The organism is Siphonobacter sp. BAB-5405, from assembly GCF_002872335.1.
GTDB lineage: Bacteria > Bacteroidota > Bacteroidia > Cytophagales > Spirosomataceae > Siphonobacter.
Window position 1 is genome coordinate 67,855 of the sequence record NZ_NJAG01000013.1, and the last position, 18,212, is coordinate 86,066.

Consider the following 18,212-nt stretch of genomic DNA (forward strand, 5'->3'; position numbering starts at 1 on the left):
CGGTTCCCAGGTTTTTCTTATGAAAATGTATTCCGTTGCCTGCCTGATGCTGGCCATCACTTTAGTACTAGCCTGTCAGTCAGAATCGTCGCGTCTACCCATTTTAGGGCCTCGCAATGGCGTGCAAACCCGCGTAGTCGAGGGTAAAACAGTAACCGATACGGTCTACCACCAGATTCCTGATTTTGCTTTTGCCAGTCAGTACGGGGATACGGTTACCGCGAAGAATTTTGCGGGTAAGATTTACATCGCCGATTTCTTCTTTACCACCTGCCCCACCATTTGTCCAAAAATGACGATGGAAATGCGAAAGCTGTATCAAAAGTTTAAAGATGATCCTCAGGTCATGTTTCTCTCCCACTCCATCGATCCCAAACGGGACAGCGTTGGACGTTTGAGAGAATACGCGACGGATCTGGGAGTATACGGACAGAAACAATGGTACTTCGTGACGGGCGACCGCAAGGAGATTTTTGACATCGGGCAAAATGCCTATTTTGTATCGGCCAAAGAAGATTCCGATGAACCCGGTGGATTACTCCACAGCGGTGCCTTCATCGTCATAGATCCGCAGCGACGTATTCGCGGCATTTACGATGGTACCAAAGATGAAGTAGTAGGCGAAGTATCCGAAGCGATTGAATTACTCAAAAAAGAAAACTAACGTTCATTCCCTCATGTCTTCACGTCAGAATATTCTCTCCGGCTCACCCTGGGAAGATCGGGTCGGTTACTGCCGGGCCGTGCGAATCGGCAATCTCATTGAAGTGGCCGGTACAGTAGCCATTGTCGATGGTGAAACCGTACGGGCCGACGATGCGTACGCCCAAACCAAAAATATCATTGAGCGTATTGCGAAGGTTCTGGAAGAAGCCGGAGCCAGTCTGAGCGACGTCGTACGTACCCGCATGTTTACGACTGATATCAGCAAGTTCGACGACATTGGGCGGGCTCACGGTGAGTTTTTCCGGGAGATCAAACCCGTAACGGCCATTTACGAGATTCGGAAACTGGTAGCCCAGGAATATCTGATTGAAATAGAGTTTACGGCAGTGGTGGAATAACATTTCTACAAAAAAAGGCTGACTCGGAGGTCAGCCTTTTTTTATGCTATATACCGTTCGTCTTACGCTTTGTGTTCGTCGCGTAAAAGATCATTCACCGTTTTCACCGGGTTAAAGGTGATCAGGGGTACTTCGACGAACAGCGTATTCCAATCGGACATGGAACCGTTCCAAAGTCCGGGTAATTCCTGAGCTTTCAGGTCTTTACCATCCTTGGATTTCTGCGTAATAAAGCCCGTTTGCGGATCGCGGTACTTCAACAGATCAAAGGCTTTTCCCGTGTAATCGGTCCAGGAGCAGACCAGATCTACCGGGTTAAAGTGCGTCGCTTTCAGGAATTTATTCTTCTGTTCCTCATCATCCATGTCTACCTGAGCGGATTCTACTACCTGTAGCTGACTGGTACCATCGGAGCTTTTCGCCCAGAACGGTCCACCACCCGGCTCGCCTACGTTCTGTACCATGCCGCAAACCCGGATGGGTCGGTTCAGCTTGGTGCGGAAATATTCCACTACTTTTTCAACGGGCCACTCGTAGAAGCCTTCTACCGGCTCTACGCACAAGACCCGACGTAAGAACTCATCGATTTCCGCCATTAACGCCTGACTCGTATCTCCACTGTCGAGACGGTTTAAGTAGCCGAAAATGCGTTCCCGCGTTTGCAGTAACGTTCCAGCGATGGCCCGTTTGTAGATCGTGGTCGTATTTTTAAGACGATCCGGTACGACGTTATCAATATTCTTGATGAATACCAGATCCGCTTCTACGTCATTGAGGTTAGCCAGCAAGGCACCGTGACCCGCTGGACGGAACAACAGGCCGCCGTTTTTATCGACGAAAGGCGTATTGTCCAGATTAACCGCAATGGTATCGGTAGAGGCTTTTTGTTCCGAAAAATCAATAACAAAATTCAGATTGTGTCGCTCGGCGTATTCGGGAGCCTGTTCCGAAATCAGTTCCTTGAATTTAGCCTTGTGCTCGGGCGATACCGTGAAATGAATGGCTACTTCGCCTTTGGAACGAGCGTAGCTTGCTCCTTCGACCAGGTGTTCTTCCACCGGGGTACGATTTTCTTCGGCGTAGCGGTGAAATTTCAACAATCCTTTGGGCAATGAACCATAATCCAGACCTTTGCCCGTGAGGAAGTATGCCGCAATGGTTTGCTGATCCGCCGTTTCGATGTCAAGACCGTCTTTGGCTAGAGCTGCTTTCAAGTCGTCATAGAAAGCAAACTCTGGTAACCGCTCGAAAAACTGATCGACTGACTTATCCGATTTTCCGCCCTCCAGGAATCCAAATAAGGATTTGAACATCCGTGTGGCAGCTCCCGAAGCGGGTACAAATTTAACAATCCGTAAGGTAGGTACGTACGTTTCGTAGGTATCCAGAGCGGCCTGGATTTGCTCGTCCGATAATTGCAGGATGCCGTCTTTAGGAGTAGCGGCACGGGTTAGATTCATCCAGGGGAATCCATTGACAAAGTATTGAATCTGGCTTTCAACCGTTTGGACTTCAATACCTTTGGCTTCAATTTGCTCTAAATCTTTGGTAGAAAACATGATTACTTAGGAAACGTTGAGGCTGAAAAATAAGACGGTGACTAGAAACAGCTAGGAATTATTCTGGTTAAAAATAGACACTTAAGTACACGAATTAACTGTAAATAATGGTTAAAGTTTTTGAAAAATACCCCAAGGTTATGACTTCTTATCGATTGATTATTTTTTTAGGCTTACTCGTCGGTTTCACCGCCTGCGATCAGCTCTTTCCGGGGCCATCTGAGAACACTTCTTTTGGTTCCGCGGTGAGTCGAGGGGTTCTCAATAATGCGGATATATACGAAGCTTCTGGCTTGGCGGTCAGTCGACACCAGCCCAATTTTATCTGGACGCACAACGATTCCGGTGACCCCAACCGCATTTTTCTACTCGATGCGACTAATGCCCAATGGAAAGCTACTGTCACGGTAGAAAACGCCACCAACCTTGACTGGGAAGATATGGCCGCTGCCGTTCGGGATGGAGTACCCACGCTCTATGTAGGCGATACGGGCGATAACCTCAACCAGTATTCCACCCACGCCATTTACCGTTTTCCGGAGCCTAATCCAGCAACGTTGTCGGGAAACGCTTCCGTATCCAACGTTGAACGCATTACCTATCGCTATCCCGATGGCCAGTGGGACGCGGAAGCCCTGATGGTGGATCCTCAAACGCTGGATATTTACATCATTTCCAAAGTTTCTTCGGGTACGCACCTGTATCGTCTGCCTTATCCACAATCTACGACGGAAGTGATTACGGCGGAAAACGTTGCCAGTCTTTCTCAAACGATGATTACTGCTGCTGATATTTCGCCCGATGGCCAGGAAATTCTCATGAAAGATTACCTCACAGTGTATTACTGGAAACGAAATTCAGGGGAAAGCATCGCTCAAACGATGCAGCGATCGGCCCGCGTGATGCCCTATTTTCCCGAACCGCAGGGTGAAGCGATCGCTTTTGCTACCGACCGCTCCGGCTACTATACCCTAAGTGAAGATCGGAATAATATTCGGGCTCATTTGTACTTTTATCCCCGCAAATAAAAACGCTTTTCTGTGGCTTTAAGTGATGAATATTTCATGGCGGTAGCGATGCAGCTGGCTCAGGAGGCGGCCGACGCCGGTGAAATTCCAGTGGGGGCTGTGGTGGTTTCTAACCGTCGTATTATTGGGAAAGGCAGTAACCAGACCGAACGCCTGAAAGATGTGACGGCTCACGCGGAAATTCTGGCATTAACTGCCGCTACGCAACATCTGGGATCGAAGTTTCTCCGCGACTGTACACTCTACGTAACCCTCGAACCCTGCGTGATGTGTGCCGGAGCCCTGTACTGGGCCCAACTGGGAAGACTGGTATACGGAGCAGCTGATGAGAAAAGGGGTTATTCGAAAGCCGGTTCTTTACTACATCCTAAGACCCGCGTCACCAGCGGTATTTTGCGGGAAGAAACCGAAGCCCAGCTCGTCCAGTTTTTCCGTAAACTCCGTCAATCCTAGCGGCTCCCGTAAAATTCCGGTAGGCCTGGAACTCTTTAACCCTTGGAATGCCTTTTTAAACCGAATAGACATTTATTCCTATTTTTAATCCTAATTTTCAACCAGCTATGGCTTTTGAACTTGCTCCTCTTCCCTATGCGGCAGACGCGTTAGAGCCCCACTTCGATGCTCAAACCATGACGATTCACCATGATCGTCACCACCAGACGTACGTTACGAACCTCAACAATGCCGTTGCCGGTACGGAACTCGAAGGAAAAACACTGGAAGATCTTCTCAAGAACGTAGGTCAGTTAGCCCCCGCCGTACGAAACAATGGCGGTGGTCACTGGAATCATACATTTTTCTGGAACATTCTTTCTCCCAGCGGCGGCGGTAGCCCCAAGGGTGATTTAGCGAAGGCCATTGATGCCAAATTTGGCTCTTTTGATGCCTTGAAAGAAGAATTTAAAAAAGCTGCTACGGGTCGTTTTGGCTCGGGCTGGGCCTGGTTAATCGTGGGTGAAGACGGTGAACTCGCCGTGACTTCAACGCCTAATCAGGATAACCCGCTGATGGACGTAGCCGAGAAAAAAGGCAAAGCCATCATCGGTTTGGACGTTTGGGAACACGCCTATTACCTGAAGTACCAAAATAAACGCCCGGATTACATCGATGCCTTCTGGAATGTAGTAAGCTGGGATGTTGCTGAAACTAACTATCAATCAGCGAAATAAGTCGATACAGGGAAGGAAGAAGGAAGAATTCCAAATTTTTTCTTCCTTCCCTCTACCGCAAGTACTTGCTTTTTAGTTTTTGAATATGCTATATTTGTAGCTCGAAACGGAGGATGTAGCTCAGCTGGTTAGAGCACCAGATTGTGGTTCTGGGGGTCGCGGGTTCGAACCCCGTCTTTCTCCCTCCTGTCAAACCTGATAAGTTTAACTTGTCAGGTTTTTTTATTGCTACCGCCTTCTCGTATGAAAACACTTCTCTCGCTCCTTCGCCCTTATGAACCCATCATTCGGCTGATCCTGGCTTTGATGTACATCACAGGTTTGGTTGGTCTTCACATTTCTGCTAGCGAAGATTTATTCCGGTTACTGGTTCCCTTCCACTTGATCACTACGGGCGTATTGCTGTTGCTTTTTCAGGAATTACCGACCCGTTCGTTCTGGCTTTTCTGTCTGGCTATCTTTCTGATGGGATACGGTGTGGAAGTAGCAGGCGTACATACGGGCGTGATTTTCGGCGAATACTGGTACGGAGCTACGCTGGGCTTAAAAGTATTTGAAGTACCCTTAACCATTGGGCTTAACTGGCTGGTTCTGACCATCGGGGCGGGTATGTTATGGCAAGGTCGGCCTTTGCCTTTAGTCGTACGGGCTACGCTAGCAGCAGCCTGTATGGTTTTTCTGGATGTGCTCCTGGAACCCGTAGCCGTTCGGTTTGATTTCTGGCACTGGAAAAATGAACAGATTCCGCTTCAGAATTTCCTTGCCTGGGCTCTGGTTGCCTGGGTGTTTTGTCTCCTGTTTCAGCTTGTTCGCTTTCCTAAAATTAATCGTCTGGCGGCCTACCTTTTTTTACTTCAGGTCCTCTTCTTCGCTACGCACCGGTTGCTTCTGTCTTTTTAATAATTTTTTACAAATATTTCATAATCAATTAGTTATTAAATTTTAAAACAATTCCAAGAACCCTGAAGTTTTTAACTAGCAAGCTCAGTACCCACTGAGAGAGGGCTTTATATATCATTTAGTTTACGTTCACCAATCAATCCGTACTCGCATTAATCGCTCCGAAGGCATCGTCGGTACTTACGTTTTATGCCCTGTTTGTAAAGTTCCAGCTTTCTGAGGTAAATGGCCATGAGCAATTACTCCATTAAAGACCTTGAGCAGTTATCCGGAATCAAGGCCCATACGCTACGAATCTGGGAACAACGCTACGCTATTATTCAACCCAAACGAACCGATACTAACATTCGGACTTATGAAGAACAGGATTTAAAGCTGGTACTCAACATCGCCCAGCTCAAGGATCACGGTTATAAAATTTCAGAAATTGCGAAAATGAGCACGGAAGCTATTCATCAGAAAGTGATGGATATTTCCGAACGTCAGCTGGCTTATCCCGATCAGATTCACGCCCTAACGCTTTCCATGCTCGACCTGGACGAAGACCAGTTCGAAAAAATTATCAATACCAATATTCTGCGGTTTGGCTTCGAGAGCTTGATTATCAACATCATTTATCCTTTCCTTAGCCGGATCAGTACGCTTTGGATGACGAGCAGCATTGGTCCTGCTCATGAGCATTTTATCGTTAATCTGATTCGTCAGAAAATCATTGTGGCCATTGATGGTCAGCTCAATAAACAACGCGAAGGAGCCCGAAAATTTTTACTCTTTTTACCCGAAGGCGAGCTTCAGGAGCTGATTCTGCTTTTTGCTGATTACATCATCCGGTCGCGGCACCATAAGGTCGTTTACCTGGGTCAAAGTTTGCCTTTTGAGGAGGTGGGTTTCGTGTATAATGTACATACGCCTGATTATCTGCTTACTATTTTTAAATCCATTCCGCCAGGTTATGAGGAGTTTCAGGCGTATCTGGACAAGTTTTCGGCAGCTTTTCCCCGGGCCACGATTCTGATTCTCTGTAATCAGCACTCGCACGGTCCTATTCTGGTACCCAACAATATCCGATTTATCCGCGATATTCAGGAGCTTATTCAACTGGCTGAACATTAAAAAAGCCCGGCGTTTCCGTAAGAAAACGCCGGGCTCAATCTTTCACTCGAGTTTAAGTTGAACGGTCTTCAGTATCAATGCAGGAGTTCGTCAAAACTCAGGCTTACGTAATACATACCGCCAATCTGCGGGTTACCCCAAGCCGTCGTATAGGCTTTATTCAATAAATTACTAGCTCCCAGTTTCAGAATTGATTTGACCGACGTAATTTTCAAGCTTACCTGAGCATCTAGTGTACCATACGCCGGAATTAGAATCTGAGGGTTATTATCAGCCGTACGAGCCCGAGCCGGAAGTAACAGTTCAATCCAGTTAAAAGCATCCTGATAGCGGTACGTAACCGCAAAACCCCAATTCGAACGAGCTGAAATTCGCTTGGCTACCGACGCATTGTACCGGTACTTGGGCGTATTAAAGCCGACCTTAAAACCATCATCGAGTACATTCCGGTTCCGCTTTCCATCAAAAAGACCCACACCCCCGGCATTCAGGGTTGTGTTCGACACGTTTCCGCTGATGATAAAGCCCTTGGGCAGCAGGTAATCCAGTCCCAGACCAAAACCCTGGTAACGAATATTTTTTTCGTAGTTGTAAGGCGAAGACACCGTTAACGGTCCACCTGCACCCAGCGTTTTAGGGTTATCGGGGTTAATAAATACCAGTCCTCCGATGTAATTCTGGAAAACGCTGTTGTAATAGTACGCATCGATCAGCAACTTTTCGGCAATCATTCCTTTGTAGCCTACTTCATACGTCAGCACACGTTCGGGCTTGAATTCCGTCAGTCGGATTTTATTCCATTTTGAACGATCGCTGGTGTTTGACAGATACGTATCATCATACGCATACAACTGGTCCGCGTACGAATTCAGATTATAAGCATCACGAACGACCTGCAAGCCACCCAGCAGTAATGATACGGGTGAAGCCAGACTAATGTACTGATTTTGAGTAGTGGGAATACGGAAACCCGTCTGGTAACTGGCTCGAATATTATGGGTTTTTGCCAGCGTTAAAACGCCCGACAGACGTGGGCTCCATTGTCCTTTGAAATTTTCATTTTTATCGTACCGAATAGATCCAGTCAGTTTGAAAACATCCGCAAACGAACGGACTGCCTGTACGTAGCCGCCCCACTCCCTGATATTGTATTCACTCCCCCCCGGTTTTTGCAGGAAAAGCGTACCGCCCGAGTTCAGATCATACACGCGATAATTTCCGCCCACCAATACTTCTGCGATTTTAGGATCGAGGAGTTTTTTAAAGTTGTACATCCCTTCGGCGTGGTAGAGATTAGTACGGTCCAGGAAACGGGCTCCCTGCGGAATGGGATTACCTTTGACCCGATCAGCAACGGCATTAAATTCGGCTGTACCAGGTTGTAAACGACCCGCGTCAGCAGTCGAACGGGCCACTCCATTCAACAGACCAGCATTAGCACTGACGGCACTTTGAGCGGCGGCGTAGGCGGCCTGGGGCGTTTGTCCGGCAGCCAGAGCAGCCTGCAAAGCCTGACTGAATAGTTGCAAGGCTCCGCCCCCATAAGTAAACGCATACTGCGGATACCAGGAGCTGGCTAATGCGGCCGAGTTTACGCTGGGCTTCCATGCTTCATTGATGTAACTGGCCAGAATACCCGCGGCGTAAGCATCCCCCGATCGTTCCTGCGTTGTATAGGCTCGTACAAAAAAATGATCTCCTTTGAGTTCGAGTTTATACTGACCCAGCGTGAAGTCTTTGATGTAATAACGGTCTGAAGAAGTATAAACCGTTGTACCCAATCCCCAGTTTGCCTGTACAATGGCCTCTACTTTATCACTGAGTCGATAGTGCAGAGCTCCGCTCAACTTCAGACTTTTGGTACGATAATCCACCAGATCACGTTCGGCGTATCCCGTACGGGCAACCAGCTGGTCGGGCAGAAGAATACCGTTGATAATGGTGCTTGCGGGCAAACCCGTACCGGCTGAAATAGCTTTGATCCCGTTGACAATCTGCGTCAGCCGCGGGTCGATGGCATTTAGCTGAGCGGCAGGTAACTGCATAAACTGGGCAAATACCGGCCGGAAACTGGCCAGACTTACGTTCGATGAATTCTCGTCCCCATACATGTTTACGCCGTTGTAATTGGGGTTGGTCGCAGGGGTACGGTCAAAGCCCGGATACAGAGCATTATCGGCCCCCAGACCAAAGCTTTGGTCACGCGTATCAGTAGCCTGCCAGTCTTTGGCAGCCAGGTAGCTGGCGTTGAGTTTGAAGGCTAATTTGTTGTTGAATGCCTTGGCAAAGCGAATGGAAGCATCGTAAAACGGCGTAGTTGCCTCAGAACGGTTGCTGGCGTGCATCACGCCGCCTTTCACGTAGGCACTCAAGCCTGATACAGAAAGGGACTCTTGCTGTTCATCAGCAACAGACCGTTGGTGGCATTAGGACCATACAGGGCCGAAGCTGCCCCCGGGAGTAATTCCACACTTTCCAGATCAAGTTCGGAAATACCGACAATGTTTCCTACGGCAAAATTGAGGCCCGGAGCCTGATTGTCCATCCCATCTACCATTTGTACGACCCGCGTATTGCCATTGCCGGCAAAGCCCCGGGTATTCACCGAAGTAAAGGTTAGTGACTGGGTAGCGACATCCACGCCTTTTAAATTCCGTAGGGCATCATAGAAGCTGGCAGCTGGAGTAGACTGAATACTGCGTATATCCATTTTCTCAATGGATACGGGCGATTGAAGTACATTCTCCTCTACCCGGGAAGCGGATACCACTACCTCTTCACCCAAATAAGCCTGCTCGTTCAGAGCAATACTCAGATTCGTTTGATTAGTGGAAACATCCAGTACCTGCGTTGCGTAACCAACACTGGAAATACGGAGTTGAAGCGGTGGTGTAGCTGACGTATTGAGGGTAAAGTTTCCTTTGGAGTCGGTAATGGTACCCGTCACTGTACCTACTACCGAAATACTTACTCCTGCCAGTGGTTGTTGGGTGGCGGCATCTGTAATTTTGCCAGCCAGCGAAGCCTGACCAAAACCAGCCAGGCTTCCTAATCCAAGCAGAACAATCCAAAATAAAATAAACGTACGATTCATAAGGATAAGGGGTGAAAATTACAGCAATGAAAAAGCGAATCTACGACGAAGAACTTGTTAACAAGATGAATATTTTGCATTAAAAATATTCAATAAATTATGGAAATAATAAAATATATTTTTTCAAAGAAGTCATTCCGAAACACTTTCTTTAGTTAGCTTGTTACTCACCTTATGAATTCATTTTTTCGGGCTATTCCGCTGATCTTACTAGTCCTCAGCGGTTGTGCCCGGCCTAAACAATACTTGATTGAGTCGGTGTACCGCATGGATCAGCAACCTTCCGCCCCGGATTATACCAGGCCCGATTACTGGGCAGCCTTGCCCGACCGGAAAGATGCCGCAGATTTGGTACCTACGCATTCTTCGTTTACCAATCAGCAGGCCACGGCATCCGTAGACGTGTTTTTTGTTTATCCGACGATGTACGTAGGGAAGCCGCAGGGAACGCAGTCTTGGAACGCGGACGTTAATGACCCGGTCTTAAATGCCCGCATCGACAGTAGTGCGATTACGAATCAGGCTACGGTTTTTAATGGTTCCTGTAAGATTTATGCACCACGCTATCGGCAGGCCCATTACGCCGTTTTTCTGACAAAGGACACTTCTGCTCAACACCAGGCTCTTGACCTGGCCTATACGGACGTCCGAACGGCATTTTTGTATTATCTTAGTCATTACAACCAGGGCCGACCCATCGTCATCGCTGGTCATAGTCAGGGAAGTATACATGCCATTCGACTATTACAGGAGTTTTTTGATGGAAAGGCTTTACAAGACCAGTTAGTAGCGGCGTACCTGATTGGACGCCCCATAACCCGGCAAACCTTTCAATCTTTATCCCCAATTGAAAAGCCCGGACAGTCGGGCACCTTTGCCAGCTGGTGTACTTTTGAAAAGAATTTTCATCCGGAACCCGGTTTCTTTCAGGAAGGTCCAGAAGTGATCTGTACCAATCCCCTCCTCTGGAATTCATCGGAAGCCTATGCATCCCGGTCGCAACACCAGGGAGGTGTCGGCAGAAATTTCAGATTTATCCCTAAATTAACCGATGCCCAGACGCACAACGGCTTACTTTGGATTTCCAAGCCGCACGTACCGGGAGCCTTTTTACTGAATATCAAGAACTGGCACGTAGCCGATATTAATCTGTTCTATGGAAATATGCGAGAAAATGTAGCTTTGCAAGTAAACCATTACTTCCAAACTCATTCCGCCAGATAGTTGACGCAGTGAAACGCTTTGACAGCTATCATAACCCTATCTTTATTAAATGATCGAATGAACTTCCAACACACGTATGTAGTCATCATGGCCGGGGGGCGTCGGTACCCGCTTCTGGCCCTTCTCCCGCCAAACCTATCCCAAACAGTTTCACGACGTCCTTGGCATCGGTCGCACCATGCTCCAGATGACCTTCGACCGACTCGCCGACATCTGTCCGCCTGAAAACGTTTACATTGTTACCTCCCAGGAGTACTACGCCCTGACCAAGCAGCAACTGCCTCAGCTCAGCGATCACCAGATCCTCCTGGAACCCTCCCGTCGCAACACGGCCCCCTGCATCGGTTATGCCTGCTACAAGATTGCCGCTCGCGATCCCGAGGCTAACATCATCGTCACGCCTGCCGATCATCTGATCCTGAAAGAAAAGGAGTTCACCGACCGCGTCAAAGTTGCTCTGGCCGCTACGGCTGAATCCGATATTCTGGTTACCCTGGGCATTACCCCCACCCGACCCGACACGGGCTACGGCTACATTCAGTTCGATGGGCTGGCCGAGAAAGAAGTCAAGCGGGTGAAGACCTTTACTGAAAAGCCGCACCTGGAACTGGCTCAGGCGTTTCTGGAAAGTGGCGATTATGTCTGGAATGCCGGCATTTTCGTCTGGAATGCCCGATCCATTCGTAAGGCCTTTGAAACGCACCTACCTGAAATGGATGAAGCGTTCCGGGATATGGCTACCCATTTCTATTCGGACGATGAAGCTACGCAGTTACTCCGGGCGTACCCGCAATGCCGAAGCATCTCGATTGACAACGGGGTGATGGAAAAAGCTCAGAACGTGCACGTGGTTCTCAGCGACATTGGCTGGTCGGATCTGGGTACGTGGAAGTCCCTCTACGAGGTCAGTGAGAAAGATGAGAACGACAACGTGATTGATGGCCACATCGTCACCCACAACACCACGGGCTCGATCATCAAAACGCCCAAGGAGCGGCTGGTGGTCGTGGAAGGCCTTTCGGATTACATCGTTGCCGAGTTTGACAATGTGCTTTTGATCTGCCCCAAGGACAAGGAGCAGAAAGTGAAGGAGTTTGTTAACGACGCCTCCAAACGGGGAATTCATTTCGTGTAGTCTACTTCTCAAGAGACATAAAAAAAGGATACGGAAGTCAGACTTCCGTATCCTTTTTTATCGCAGATTCCCTGTTATTCGCCCTGTTTTTCCCAGCCCTGAGCCGTCAGCGGGATGGCCTCATTTTGCTTGGTAATAAACAACGCTTCCTGCGGATCGGCGGAAATAAAGCCGATGAAGCTAATATCCGTTGTATGATCCAGAATTTTCTGATAATCCTCCTGCCGAATCGTAAAGAGCAGTTCATAATCCTCCCCACCGTTCAAAGCCGCCGTAAAAGGTCCCAGATTCAACTCCGTAGCCGCCAGGTATGATTTCTGATGAATGGGAATTTGTTCTTCGAAAACGCGTACGCCCAAACCCGATTCCGCCGCTAGGTGACGTAATTCGGAAGCTAATCCATCGGATACATCAATCATGGAGGTAGGTACAATATTCAGTTCCCGCAATTGTTTGATAATATCGAGTCGGGCGTCGGGTTTGAGTTGCCGTTGCAGGACGTACTCATGGCCCGCCAAGATAGGCTGACTTTCGGGTGCATCAAGAAACACTTGTTTTTCCCGTTCCAGAATCTGCAAACCCAGGTAAGCCCCACCCAGGTCACCACTGACACAAATAATATCGTTAACGGAGGCTCCGCTGCGATACGTTATCTGGTCTTTTTCTACAGTACCCAGGGCCGTTACCGAAAGAACCAATCCTGAACGCGAGCTAGTCGTATCGCCACCTACTAATTCCACTTCATAATCCTCACAAGCCGTCAGAATACCGGCGTATAATTCATCGACCGCTTCTATGGAAAAACGATTACTCAGAGCAAGACTTACGGTTACCTGCGTAGGCAGGCCGTTCATAGCCAGAATATCTGAAATACCTGCTACGATGAGCTTGTAGCCCAGGTGCTTGAGCGGTACATAACTTAAATCAAAGTGAACCCCTTCGACCATCAATTCCGTTGAAACCAACTGATAGTCAACACTTCCTTTACTTACCGCCGCATCATCACCGATGCCCTTAACGGTTCGGGCGTGGGAAAACTGTTTTTGAGAGGCGATGCGATGGATAAGTCCAAATTCGCCCAAAATATTCAATTCCGTACGTTCTTCCATTCTTGTGAAACCTCCCGGAGAAGGCTTTAGTTTCCGGCTAAAGAAAAAGCCTCCCGTAGTACGGAGGCTTTACAAAAATAGCTTGAAATTAGATATGAGTAGCCGAAAAGGTGAAAGCCTTCGGCGAGAGTGCTAGGGATTGACGAGTTGGTACTCGTTGTTCGTATTCCCCGTTTTGGGATCGGGCGTCGTACGCGTCAGGTTAAGTTGGGTTTCCGTAGGTGAACCATTGATGTTAAATTCAACCGTACCATTACTTCCCGTGGGCTGGGGCTGAAGATTCGTCAGCGTCAGTTTTTTGTTGTCGGATGAAATCGTCCAGTTACCAACAAACGTTACATCGTCGATGGCAGTCCACCGTACCGTTTGCTGGGCGGTATTACTCAGATCGAGTTTGAATTTGGAATACGTTGTTTTGATATTGCTTGCCCCCCCCTTCGTATAGACCAGCGTATTATTCTCCTTTACCGTATTTACCGTCCATACTTTACGGATAATTTCGGAAACAGGTTTTGAGTTTGGTTTCTTACAACTACCAGCCATCAGGACGGTCAGGGCCAGGAGAGTATACGAAAGTAAATATCTTTTCATCTGAATTTCATTTTTGCACTAAAATAGCGGAAATACGAGACTTCCCATCAACCGATACTGAAAACGCAAAAAATTGGCGATTATTGGTCTTTCAAGCAGGATTTAATGGAAACGTATCAAACCTATACCAAGGCCCAGCTCGCCTTACGAAACGGTCAGGACCGGGAAGAAATCTGGGTGGCTTTTCAGGGAACGATTTACGATGTAACCTCTTCTCGGCTATGGCGAAACGGCAAACATTACGAACATTGGGCCGGGCAGGATCTGACGGCAGAACTGGGCGACGCCCCCCATTCTGAACGGGTTTTTGAACGGTTTCGGATAATTGGGAAGCTGCGTTTGTGATAGAAGTAAAGTTTGAAATGGGTTTGAGGTTTAAAGTTTGAGAAGTTAGTACAATGGATTTTATCCCATCATACTGACTTCTCAAACCTTACACTTTTTCAAACTTTAAACTTATCCAAACCTTACATCCAGTCAAACCTCTTATAACTTCACCAGTACGGATTCGATCGTAGACCGGTGGGGTTCGTACTGTGCGGGTAATTTAAGGTTTTGACCTAATTCTTCCAGCGACTCATCGACCGTAAAACCGGGGTTATCCGTAGCAATTTCGAAGAGTACACCACCGGGTTCGCGGAAGTACAGGCTGTGGAAATACTGCCGGTCAATCTGCGGCGTAATATTCAGACCACGACTCTCGATTTTTTCCCGCAGAGCCAGTTGGGCTGCATCGTCTTTCACCCGGAAGGCAACGTGGTGCACGCTCCCCCCTGCTACATGACCGCGACGCTCACCGGGTCGACTTCTACCAAATCAATGACGTTCGCCGTTTCGCTATTGGGATTCACGAAGCGGTACCGATTCACGTGCTCCATTTCTAATTTATAATCCAGTAATTCCGTCAGGATTTCTGCCGTCGGCTGAATGTTCGCCAGCGTCAGCGTTGTACCTGAGAATCCTTTGATGGCCTGAGCATCGCCAATTTCAGCGGTGGTATTTCCGGAACGGTTATCTTTCTGTGAGGTCACCGTCAACTCCAGTTTCAATCCGTCGGGATCGAGTACGGTCAGGTATTCTTCGCCGAATTTCGTGGCGGGTTTATTGTAGATGACGCCGTGTTGCTCAAGTCGTTTGAGCCAAAAGTCCAGGCTTCCTTCGGGTACGGAAAAACCGACTTCCGTGGCCTGACCCGTTCCTCTGCGACCTTGCGGTACGGCATTCCCCCAGGGGAAGAAGGTCCAGATGGTACCCGGTTCAGCCTGATAGTTTCCGTAGTAGAAGTGATACGTCTGCGGATCGTCGAAGTTGACTGTTTTTTTCACAAACCGCATGCCCAGTACTTTGGTATAAAAATCATAATTTTTCTTGGCATCACCGGCAATTGCCGTTACGTGGTGAAGGCCTATCACATTGGTTTCCATGATCTTTCGTGTTTACTATTCGACTGATTTGATGATACAAAGCTCATCAATTGTAGCCTGCCAAAGAATGGCGGAATCGCGGAAAGGCTTGTCGAAATCAGGGAAGGAAGCAGTTTCCGTACCGTCGTGTACTGTTTTATAGGAATCAACTCTCCAGTTCCATATCAGCTCAACTCCTCTAATGCAAACGTTCTAACCCTGGAGGGATTCCATGTGATCAACCCCGTATGCAATGCGGGATATAGATGCGTCCCGCCCGGTAGGCACAGCCTACCCATTTTGCGTCCGTAGTACATATTACGGACAACCCGTCCCGCTACCTTTACTGGTTTTATCCTACCAAAACGGAAAACGGAAAACGGAAAACGGAAAACGGAAAACGGAAAACGGAAAACGGAAAACGGAAAACTCAAAACCGTAGCCGCCGCCGCCCCTGCTCTAAACTAAAAAAAGCCCGGAACCAGTAGTCCCAGGCTTGTCCAACTATCCACTAAACACCTTAAATAAAACCAGCCACATCTATTGTACTGGACGGGCACTGGTTCATTTGGTCAAAATGGCTTTTTAGTTCTTACGCATTTACAAAGCCCACTCCAACGGTTGCGTGCGAGAATTCGTCCACTAAAATGAATGCTCCGTTAGCCGGGTTTTCAGCGTAAGCATCCGCAAAAACCGGTTTGGCTACTTTGAGTCGAATAGACCCTATTTCGTTTAATTTAAGTTGGCCGGGCGATGCACTTTTTTCCAGTGACTGTACGTCAATGAGCTCTTCCAACGCCAGTACCTTCGCTTTCGTATCATTGATACCGTGCTGCAATAACAACGTTTTACCGGGGGCCAAAGCCTGATAATCCAGCCAGCAGACGTGAGCCGAAAATTCCCGATGCTGAGTAGGCTCCTGGCCTGCTTTCACCAGCATGTTACCCCGTGAAACGTCTATATCGTTTTCCAGCGTCAATACTACCGACTCGCGAGCGTGGGCTTGTTCCAGTTGCTGATCAAAGCGTTCGATCGTGGCAATTTTCGAACGTTGGCCCGTGGGCAATGCGATGACTTCGTCCCCTACCGAAAAGGTACCGCTGGCCACCCGACCCGCGTAGCCGCGATAATCGTGGTACTTTTCCGTTTTGGGACGAACCACGTACTGTACCGGAAAGCGAGCCGCCTGCGATGAATCTACTTTTACCTGGTCATCCATGGCTTCCAGCGTCTCCAGCAGCGACTGACCCGTGTACCAAGAGATTTCCTCGGATTTCTGTGTAACGTTTACGCCGTACAAAGACGAGATGGGGATAAACGCTACGCTTTGTCCCTCAAACTGCACCTGGGCCGCAATGGCTTCAAATTCCTGTTTGATTTCCTGAAAACGTTCCTGACTGTAGCCAACCAGGTCCATTTTGTTCACACAAACAATCACTTTCGGAATGCGTAACATCGCCGAAATGAAGAAGTGCCGGAAGGTTTGTTCAACTACGCCATGCCGGGCGTCCACCAGAATCAGGGAAACTTTGGCGTTGGAGGCTCCCGTTACCATATTCCGCGTGTACTCAAAGTGACCTGGGGTATCGGCAATGATGTATTTACGTCGGGGCGTACTGAAATAAATATGAGCTACATCGATCGTAATGCCCTGCTCCCGTTCGGCAATGAGGCCGTCCGTCAACAGCGATAAATCCAAGAAATCCAGCCCTTTGCGTTTACTGGCCGCGTCAAGAGCTTCAAGTTTGTCACGGGTAATGGATTGCGTTTCGTACAAGAGACGACCAATCAATGTACTCTTTCCGTCGTCAACCGAGCCAGCGGTAGCAATGCGTAAAATGTCCATGTATACAAAAGGGGATTACGTAAAGCCCTAGCTCCGACTTGCCCCGTTGAAGATTTTTTAATACTGTAAGCTTTCTCTGACAGCCTCTACGCTGTCGTAACCATCCGGTTAACGCTTAGAAATAGCCCTGTTGCTTGCGTTTTTCCATCGCTGCCTCCGAGCGTTTATCGTCCATGCGGGCTCCACGTTCTGAAATTTCAGCCGACAGGATTTCTCCGATAATGTCGTCCAGCTCCGTTGCTTCCGACAGCACGGCCGCCGTACAGGTCATATCACCCACGGTACGGAACCGAACCGTTGCTTCATACGGAATCTCATCGGTATCTTTATTGATGTACTCGGAATCGGCCCAAAGCATACCATCCCGTTCGAATACGGGTCGATGGTGGGAGAAATAAATGGAAGGCAGGGGAATACCTTCTTCCTTGATATAATTCCAGACGTCGAGTTCGGTCCAGTTGGAGATGGGGAATACGCGAACGTTTTCACCTACGGAAATGCGTCCGTTCAGCATATCGAACAATTCGGGACGTTGCCGCTTGGCATCCCACTGGCCGAAGTCGTCACGTACGCTGAAAATTCGTTCTTTCGCCCGAGCTTTTTCCTCATCCCGACGAGCCCCACCAATACAGGCATCGAACTTGAATTCTTCAATGGCGTCGAGTAGCGTTACCGTTTGCAAAGCGTTGCGGGAAGCGTACTTACCGGATTCTTCCTGTACTTTTCCCTGATTAATTGAGTCCTGTACGTACCGAACAATCAACTCGGCTCCTACTTCTTTTACGAGCCAGTCGCGGTATTCAATGGTTTCCGGGAAGTTATGCCCGGTGTCCACGTGCAGCAGCGGAAAAGGAATTTTCCCCGGATAAAAAGCTTTCTGAGCCAGGCGTACCAAGGTAATGGAATCCTTTCCTCCCGAAAACAGAATAGCGGGCCGCTCAAACTGAGCGGCTACTTCCCGCATGATGTAAATAGCT

General features: G+C 48.4%; 18 protein-coding genes, 1 tRNA gene and 1 pseudogene. 11 read left to right on the forward strand and 9 right to left on the reverse strand.

Going from position 1 to position 18,212, the window contains the following annotated elements; genetic code table 11:
* Positions 1–19: 19 nt before the first annotated feature.
* Both BWI97_RS12450 and BWI97_RS12455 read left to right on the forward strand, forming a co-directional pair.
* Positions 20–664, forward strand: coding sequence for an SCO family protein (locus BWI97_RS12450; RefSeq protein ID WP_369826562.1), 645 nt, complete (start codon positions 20–22; stop codon positions 662–664).
* 13 nt (positions 665–677) lie between these two features.
* Complete coding sequence (locus BWI97_RS12455) at positions 678–1,064, forward strand: RidA family protein (RefSeq protein ID WP_094815028.1); 387 nt, start codon at positions 678–680, stop codon at positions 1,062–1,064.
* A gap of 62 nt (positions 1,065–1,126) precedes the next feature.
* Here the strand turns inward: BWI97_RS12455 and BWI97_RS12460 are convergent, their stop codons facing one another.
* Positions 1,127–2,623: a DUF4301 family protein gene (locus BWI97_RS12460; RefSeq protein ID WP_094815030.1), complete on the reverse strand. Its 1,497-nt coding sequence runs from the start codon at positions 2,621–2,623 to the stop codon at positions 1,127–1,129.
* Between the two features lie 140 nt (positions 2,624–2,763).
* On the opposite strand from BWI97_RS12460, the gene BWI97_RS12465 reads away from it, so the two are divergent.
* The 6 genes from BWI97_RS12465 to BWI97_RS12490 all read left to right on the forward strand — a co-directional run bounded on the left by BWI97_RS12465 (position 2,764) and on the right by BWI97_RS12490 (position 6,833).
* The gene (locus BWI97_RS12465; RefSeq protein ID WP_141217557.1) at positions 2,764–3,651 is read left to right on the forward strand and encodes a PE-PGRS family protein; all 888 of its coding nucleotides are present in this window, start codon (positions 2,764–2,766) and stop codon (positions 3,649–3,651) included.
* A 36-nt stretch (positions 3,652–3,687) separates the two neighbouring features.
* Complete coding sequence (locus BWI97_RS12470; RefSeq protein WP_094815065.1) at positions 3,688–4,104, forward strand: nucleoside deaminase; 417 nt, start codon at positions 3,688–3,690, stop codon at positions 4,102–4,104.
* A gap of 107 nt (positions 4,105–4,211) precedes the next feature.
* Positions 4,212–4,820 (forward strand): superoxide dismutase, encoded by a 609-nt coding sequence (locus BWI97_RS12475; protein WP_094815034.1) that lies wholly within the window; start codon positions 4,212–4,214, stop codon positions 4,818–4,820.
* Between the two features lie 108 nt (positions 4,821–4,928).
* Positions 4,929–5,004, forward strand: a tRNA-His gene (locus tag BWI97_RS12480).
* Positions 5,005–5,063: 59 nt separating this feature from the next.
* Positions 5,064–5,720 (forward strand): carotenoid biosynthesis protein, encoded by a 657-nt coding sequence (locus BWI97_RS12485; RefSeq protein WP_102201228.1) that lies wholly within the window; start codon positions 5,064–5,066, stop codon positions 5,718–5,720.
* A gap of 231 nt (positions 5,721–5,951) precedes the next feature.
* A complete protein-coding gene (locus BWI97_RS12490) occupies positions 5,952–6,833 on the forward strand; it encodes a MerR family transcriptional regulator (protein ID WP_094815067.1) in 882 nt (293 codons plus the stop codon).
* A 74-nt stretch (positions 6,834–6,907) separates the two neighbouring features.
* On the opposite strand, the gene BWI97_RS12495 is transcribed toward BWI97_RS12490, so the two are convergent.
* Positions 6,908–9,205, reverse strand: coding sequence for a TonB-dependent receptor domain-containing protein (locus BWI97_RS12495; RefSeq protein ID WP_369826563.1), 2,298 nt, complete (start codon positions 9,203–9,205; stop codon positions 6,908–6,910).
* The gene (locus BWI97_RS29210; RefSeq protein WP_369826564.1) at positions 9,202–9,927 is read right to left on the reverse strand and encodes a carboxypeptidase-like regulatory domain-containing protein; all 726 of its coding nucleotides are present in this window, start codon (positions 9,925–9,927) and stop codon (positions 9,202–9,204) included. The genes BWI97_RS12495 and BWI97_RS29210 overlap by 4 nt, the downstream gene beginning before the upstream one ends.
* 174 nt (positions 9,928–10,101) lie before the next feature.
* On the opposite strand from BWI97_RS29210, the gene BWI97_RS12500 reads away from it, so the two are divergent.
* Positions 10,102–11,151, forward strand: a complete 1,050-nt coding sequence (locus tag BWI97_RS12500) for a DUF3089 domain-containing protein (RefSeq protein ID WP_102201229.1) — start codon at positions 10,102–10,104, stop codon at positions 11,149–11,151.
* Between the two features lie 57 nt (positions 11,152–11,208).
* Positions 11,209–12,286, forward strand: a pseudogene (locus BWI97_RS12505) (mannose-1-phosphate guanylyltransferase).
* Between the two features lie 74 nt (positions 12,287–12,360).
* Here the strand turns inward: BWI97_RS12505 and thiL are convergent.
* Positions 12,361–13,395, reverse strand: coding sequence for a thiamine-phosphate kinase (gene thiL, locus BWI97_RS12510; protein WP_102201230.1), 1,035 nt, complete (start codon positions 13,393–13,395; stop codon positions 12,361–12,363).
* A 132-nt stretch (positions 13,396–13,527) separates the two neighbouring features.
* Positions 13,528–13,986, reverse strand: a complete 459-nt coding sequence (locus tag BWI97_RS12515) for a hypothetical protein (protein ID WP_094816912.1) — start codon at positions 13,984–13,986, stop codon at positions 13,528–13,530.
* A gap of 105 nt (positions 13,987–14,091) precedes the next feature.
* On the opposite strand from BWI97_RS12515, the gene BWI97_RS12520 reads away from it, so the two are divergent.
* Entirely contained in the window at positions 14,092–14,331 is a 240-nt protein-coding gene (locus tag BWI97_RS12520) for a cytochrome b5 domain-containing protein (protein ID WP_102201231.1), read from the forward strand.
* A 141-nt stretch (positions 14,332–14,472) separates the two neighbouring features.
* Here BWI97_RS12520 and BWI97_RS29215 read toward each other — a convergent pair whose 3' ends face one another.
* From BWI97_RS29215 to cysD, 4 genes are all read right to left on the reverse strand, one after another.
* A complete protein-coding gene (locus tag BWI97_RS29215; protein ID WP_369826565.1) occupies positions 14,473–14,751 on the reverse strand; it encodes a VOC family protein in 279 nt (92 codons plus the stop codon).
* An 11-nt stretch (positions 14,752–14,762) separates the two neighbouring features.
* The gene (locus BWI97_RS12525) at positions 14,763–15,410 is read right to left on the reverse strand and encodes a ring-cleaving dioxygenase (RefSeq protein WP_369826566.1); all 648 of its coding nucleotides are present in this window, start codon (positions 15,408–15,410) and stop codon (positions 14,763–14,765) included.
* 571 nt (positions 15,411–15,981) lie between these two features.
* Entirely contained in the window at positions 15,982–17,235 is a 1,254-nt protein-coding gene (locus tag BWI97_RS12535) for a sulfate adenylyltransferase subunit 1 (protein WP_102201233.1), read from the reverse strand.
* Positions 17,236–17,350: 115 nt separating this feature from the next.
* Positions 17,351–18,199, reverse strand: a complete 849-nt coding sequence (gene cysD / locus BWI97_RS12540; protein WP_233207841.1) for a sulfate adenylyltransferase subunit CysD — start codon at positions 18,197–18,199, stop codon at positions 17,351–17,353.
* Positions 18,200–18,212: the final 13 nt, after the last annotated feature.

Coding starts and splice junctions, on each gene's coding strand:
- BWI97_RS12515 (WP_094816912.1), bottom strand. CDS start 13,986: ATGAAAAGATATTTACTTTCGTATACTCTCCTGGCCCTGACCGTCCTG.
- BWI97_RS12470 (WP_094815065.1), top strand. CDS start 3,688: ATGGCGGTAGCGATGCAGCTGGCTCAGGAGGCGGCCGACGCCGGTGAA.
- BWI97_RS12465 (WP_141217557.1), top strand. CDS start 2,764: ATGACTTCTTATCGATTGATTATTTTTTTAGGCTTACTCGTCGGTTTC.
- BWI97_RS12520 (WP_102201231.1), top strand. CDS start 14,092: ATGGAAACGTATCAAACCTATACCAAGGCCCAGCTCGCCTTACGAAAC.
- BWI97_RS12525 (WP_369826566.1), bottom strand. CDS start 15,410: ATGGAAACCAATGTGATAGGCCTTCACCACGTAACGGCAATTGCCGGT.
- BWI97_RS12490 (WP_094815067.1), top strand. CDS start 5,952: ATGAGCAATTACTCCATTAAAGACCTTGAGCAGTTATCCGGAATCAAG.
- BWI97_RS12450 (WP_369826562.1), top strand. CDS start 20: ATGAAAATGTATTCCGTTGCCTGCCTGATGCTGGCCATCACTTTAGTA.
- BWI97_RS12455 (WP_094815028.1), top strand. CDS start 678: ATGTCTTCACGTCAGAATATTCTCTCCGGCTCACCCTGGGAAGATCGG.
- BWI97_RS29210 (WP_369826564.1), bottom strand. CDS start 9,927: ATGAATCGTACGTTTATTTTATTTTGGATTGTTCTGCTTGGATTAGGA.
- BWI97_RS12500 (WP_102201229.1), top strand. CDS start 10,102: ATGAATTCATTTTTTCGGGCTATTCCGCTGATCTTACTAGTCCTCAGC.
- cysD (WP_233207841.1), bottom strand. CDS start 18,199: ATGCGGGAAGTAGCCGCTCAGTTTGAGCGGCCCGCTATTCTGTTTTCG.
- BWI97_RS12485 (WP_102201228.1), top strand. CDS start 5,064: ATGAAAACACTTCTCTCGCTCCTTCGCCCTTATGAACCCATCATTCGG.
- BWI97_RS12460 (WP_094815030.1), bottom strand. CDS start 2,623: ATGTTTTCTACCAAAGATTTAGAGCAAATTGAAGCCAAAGGTATTGAA.
- thiL (WP_102201230.1), bottom strand. CDS start 13,395: ATGGAAGAACGTACGGAATTGAATATTTTGGGCGAATTTGGACTTATC.
- BWI97_RS12475 (WP_094815034.1), top strand. CDS start 4,212: ATGGCTTTTGAACTTGCTCCTCTTCCCTATGCGGCAGACGCGTTAGAG.
- BWI97_RS12535 (WP_102201233.1), bottom strand. CDS start 17,235: ATGGACATTTTACGCATTGCTACCGCTGGCTCGGTTGACGACGGAAAG.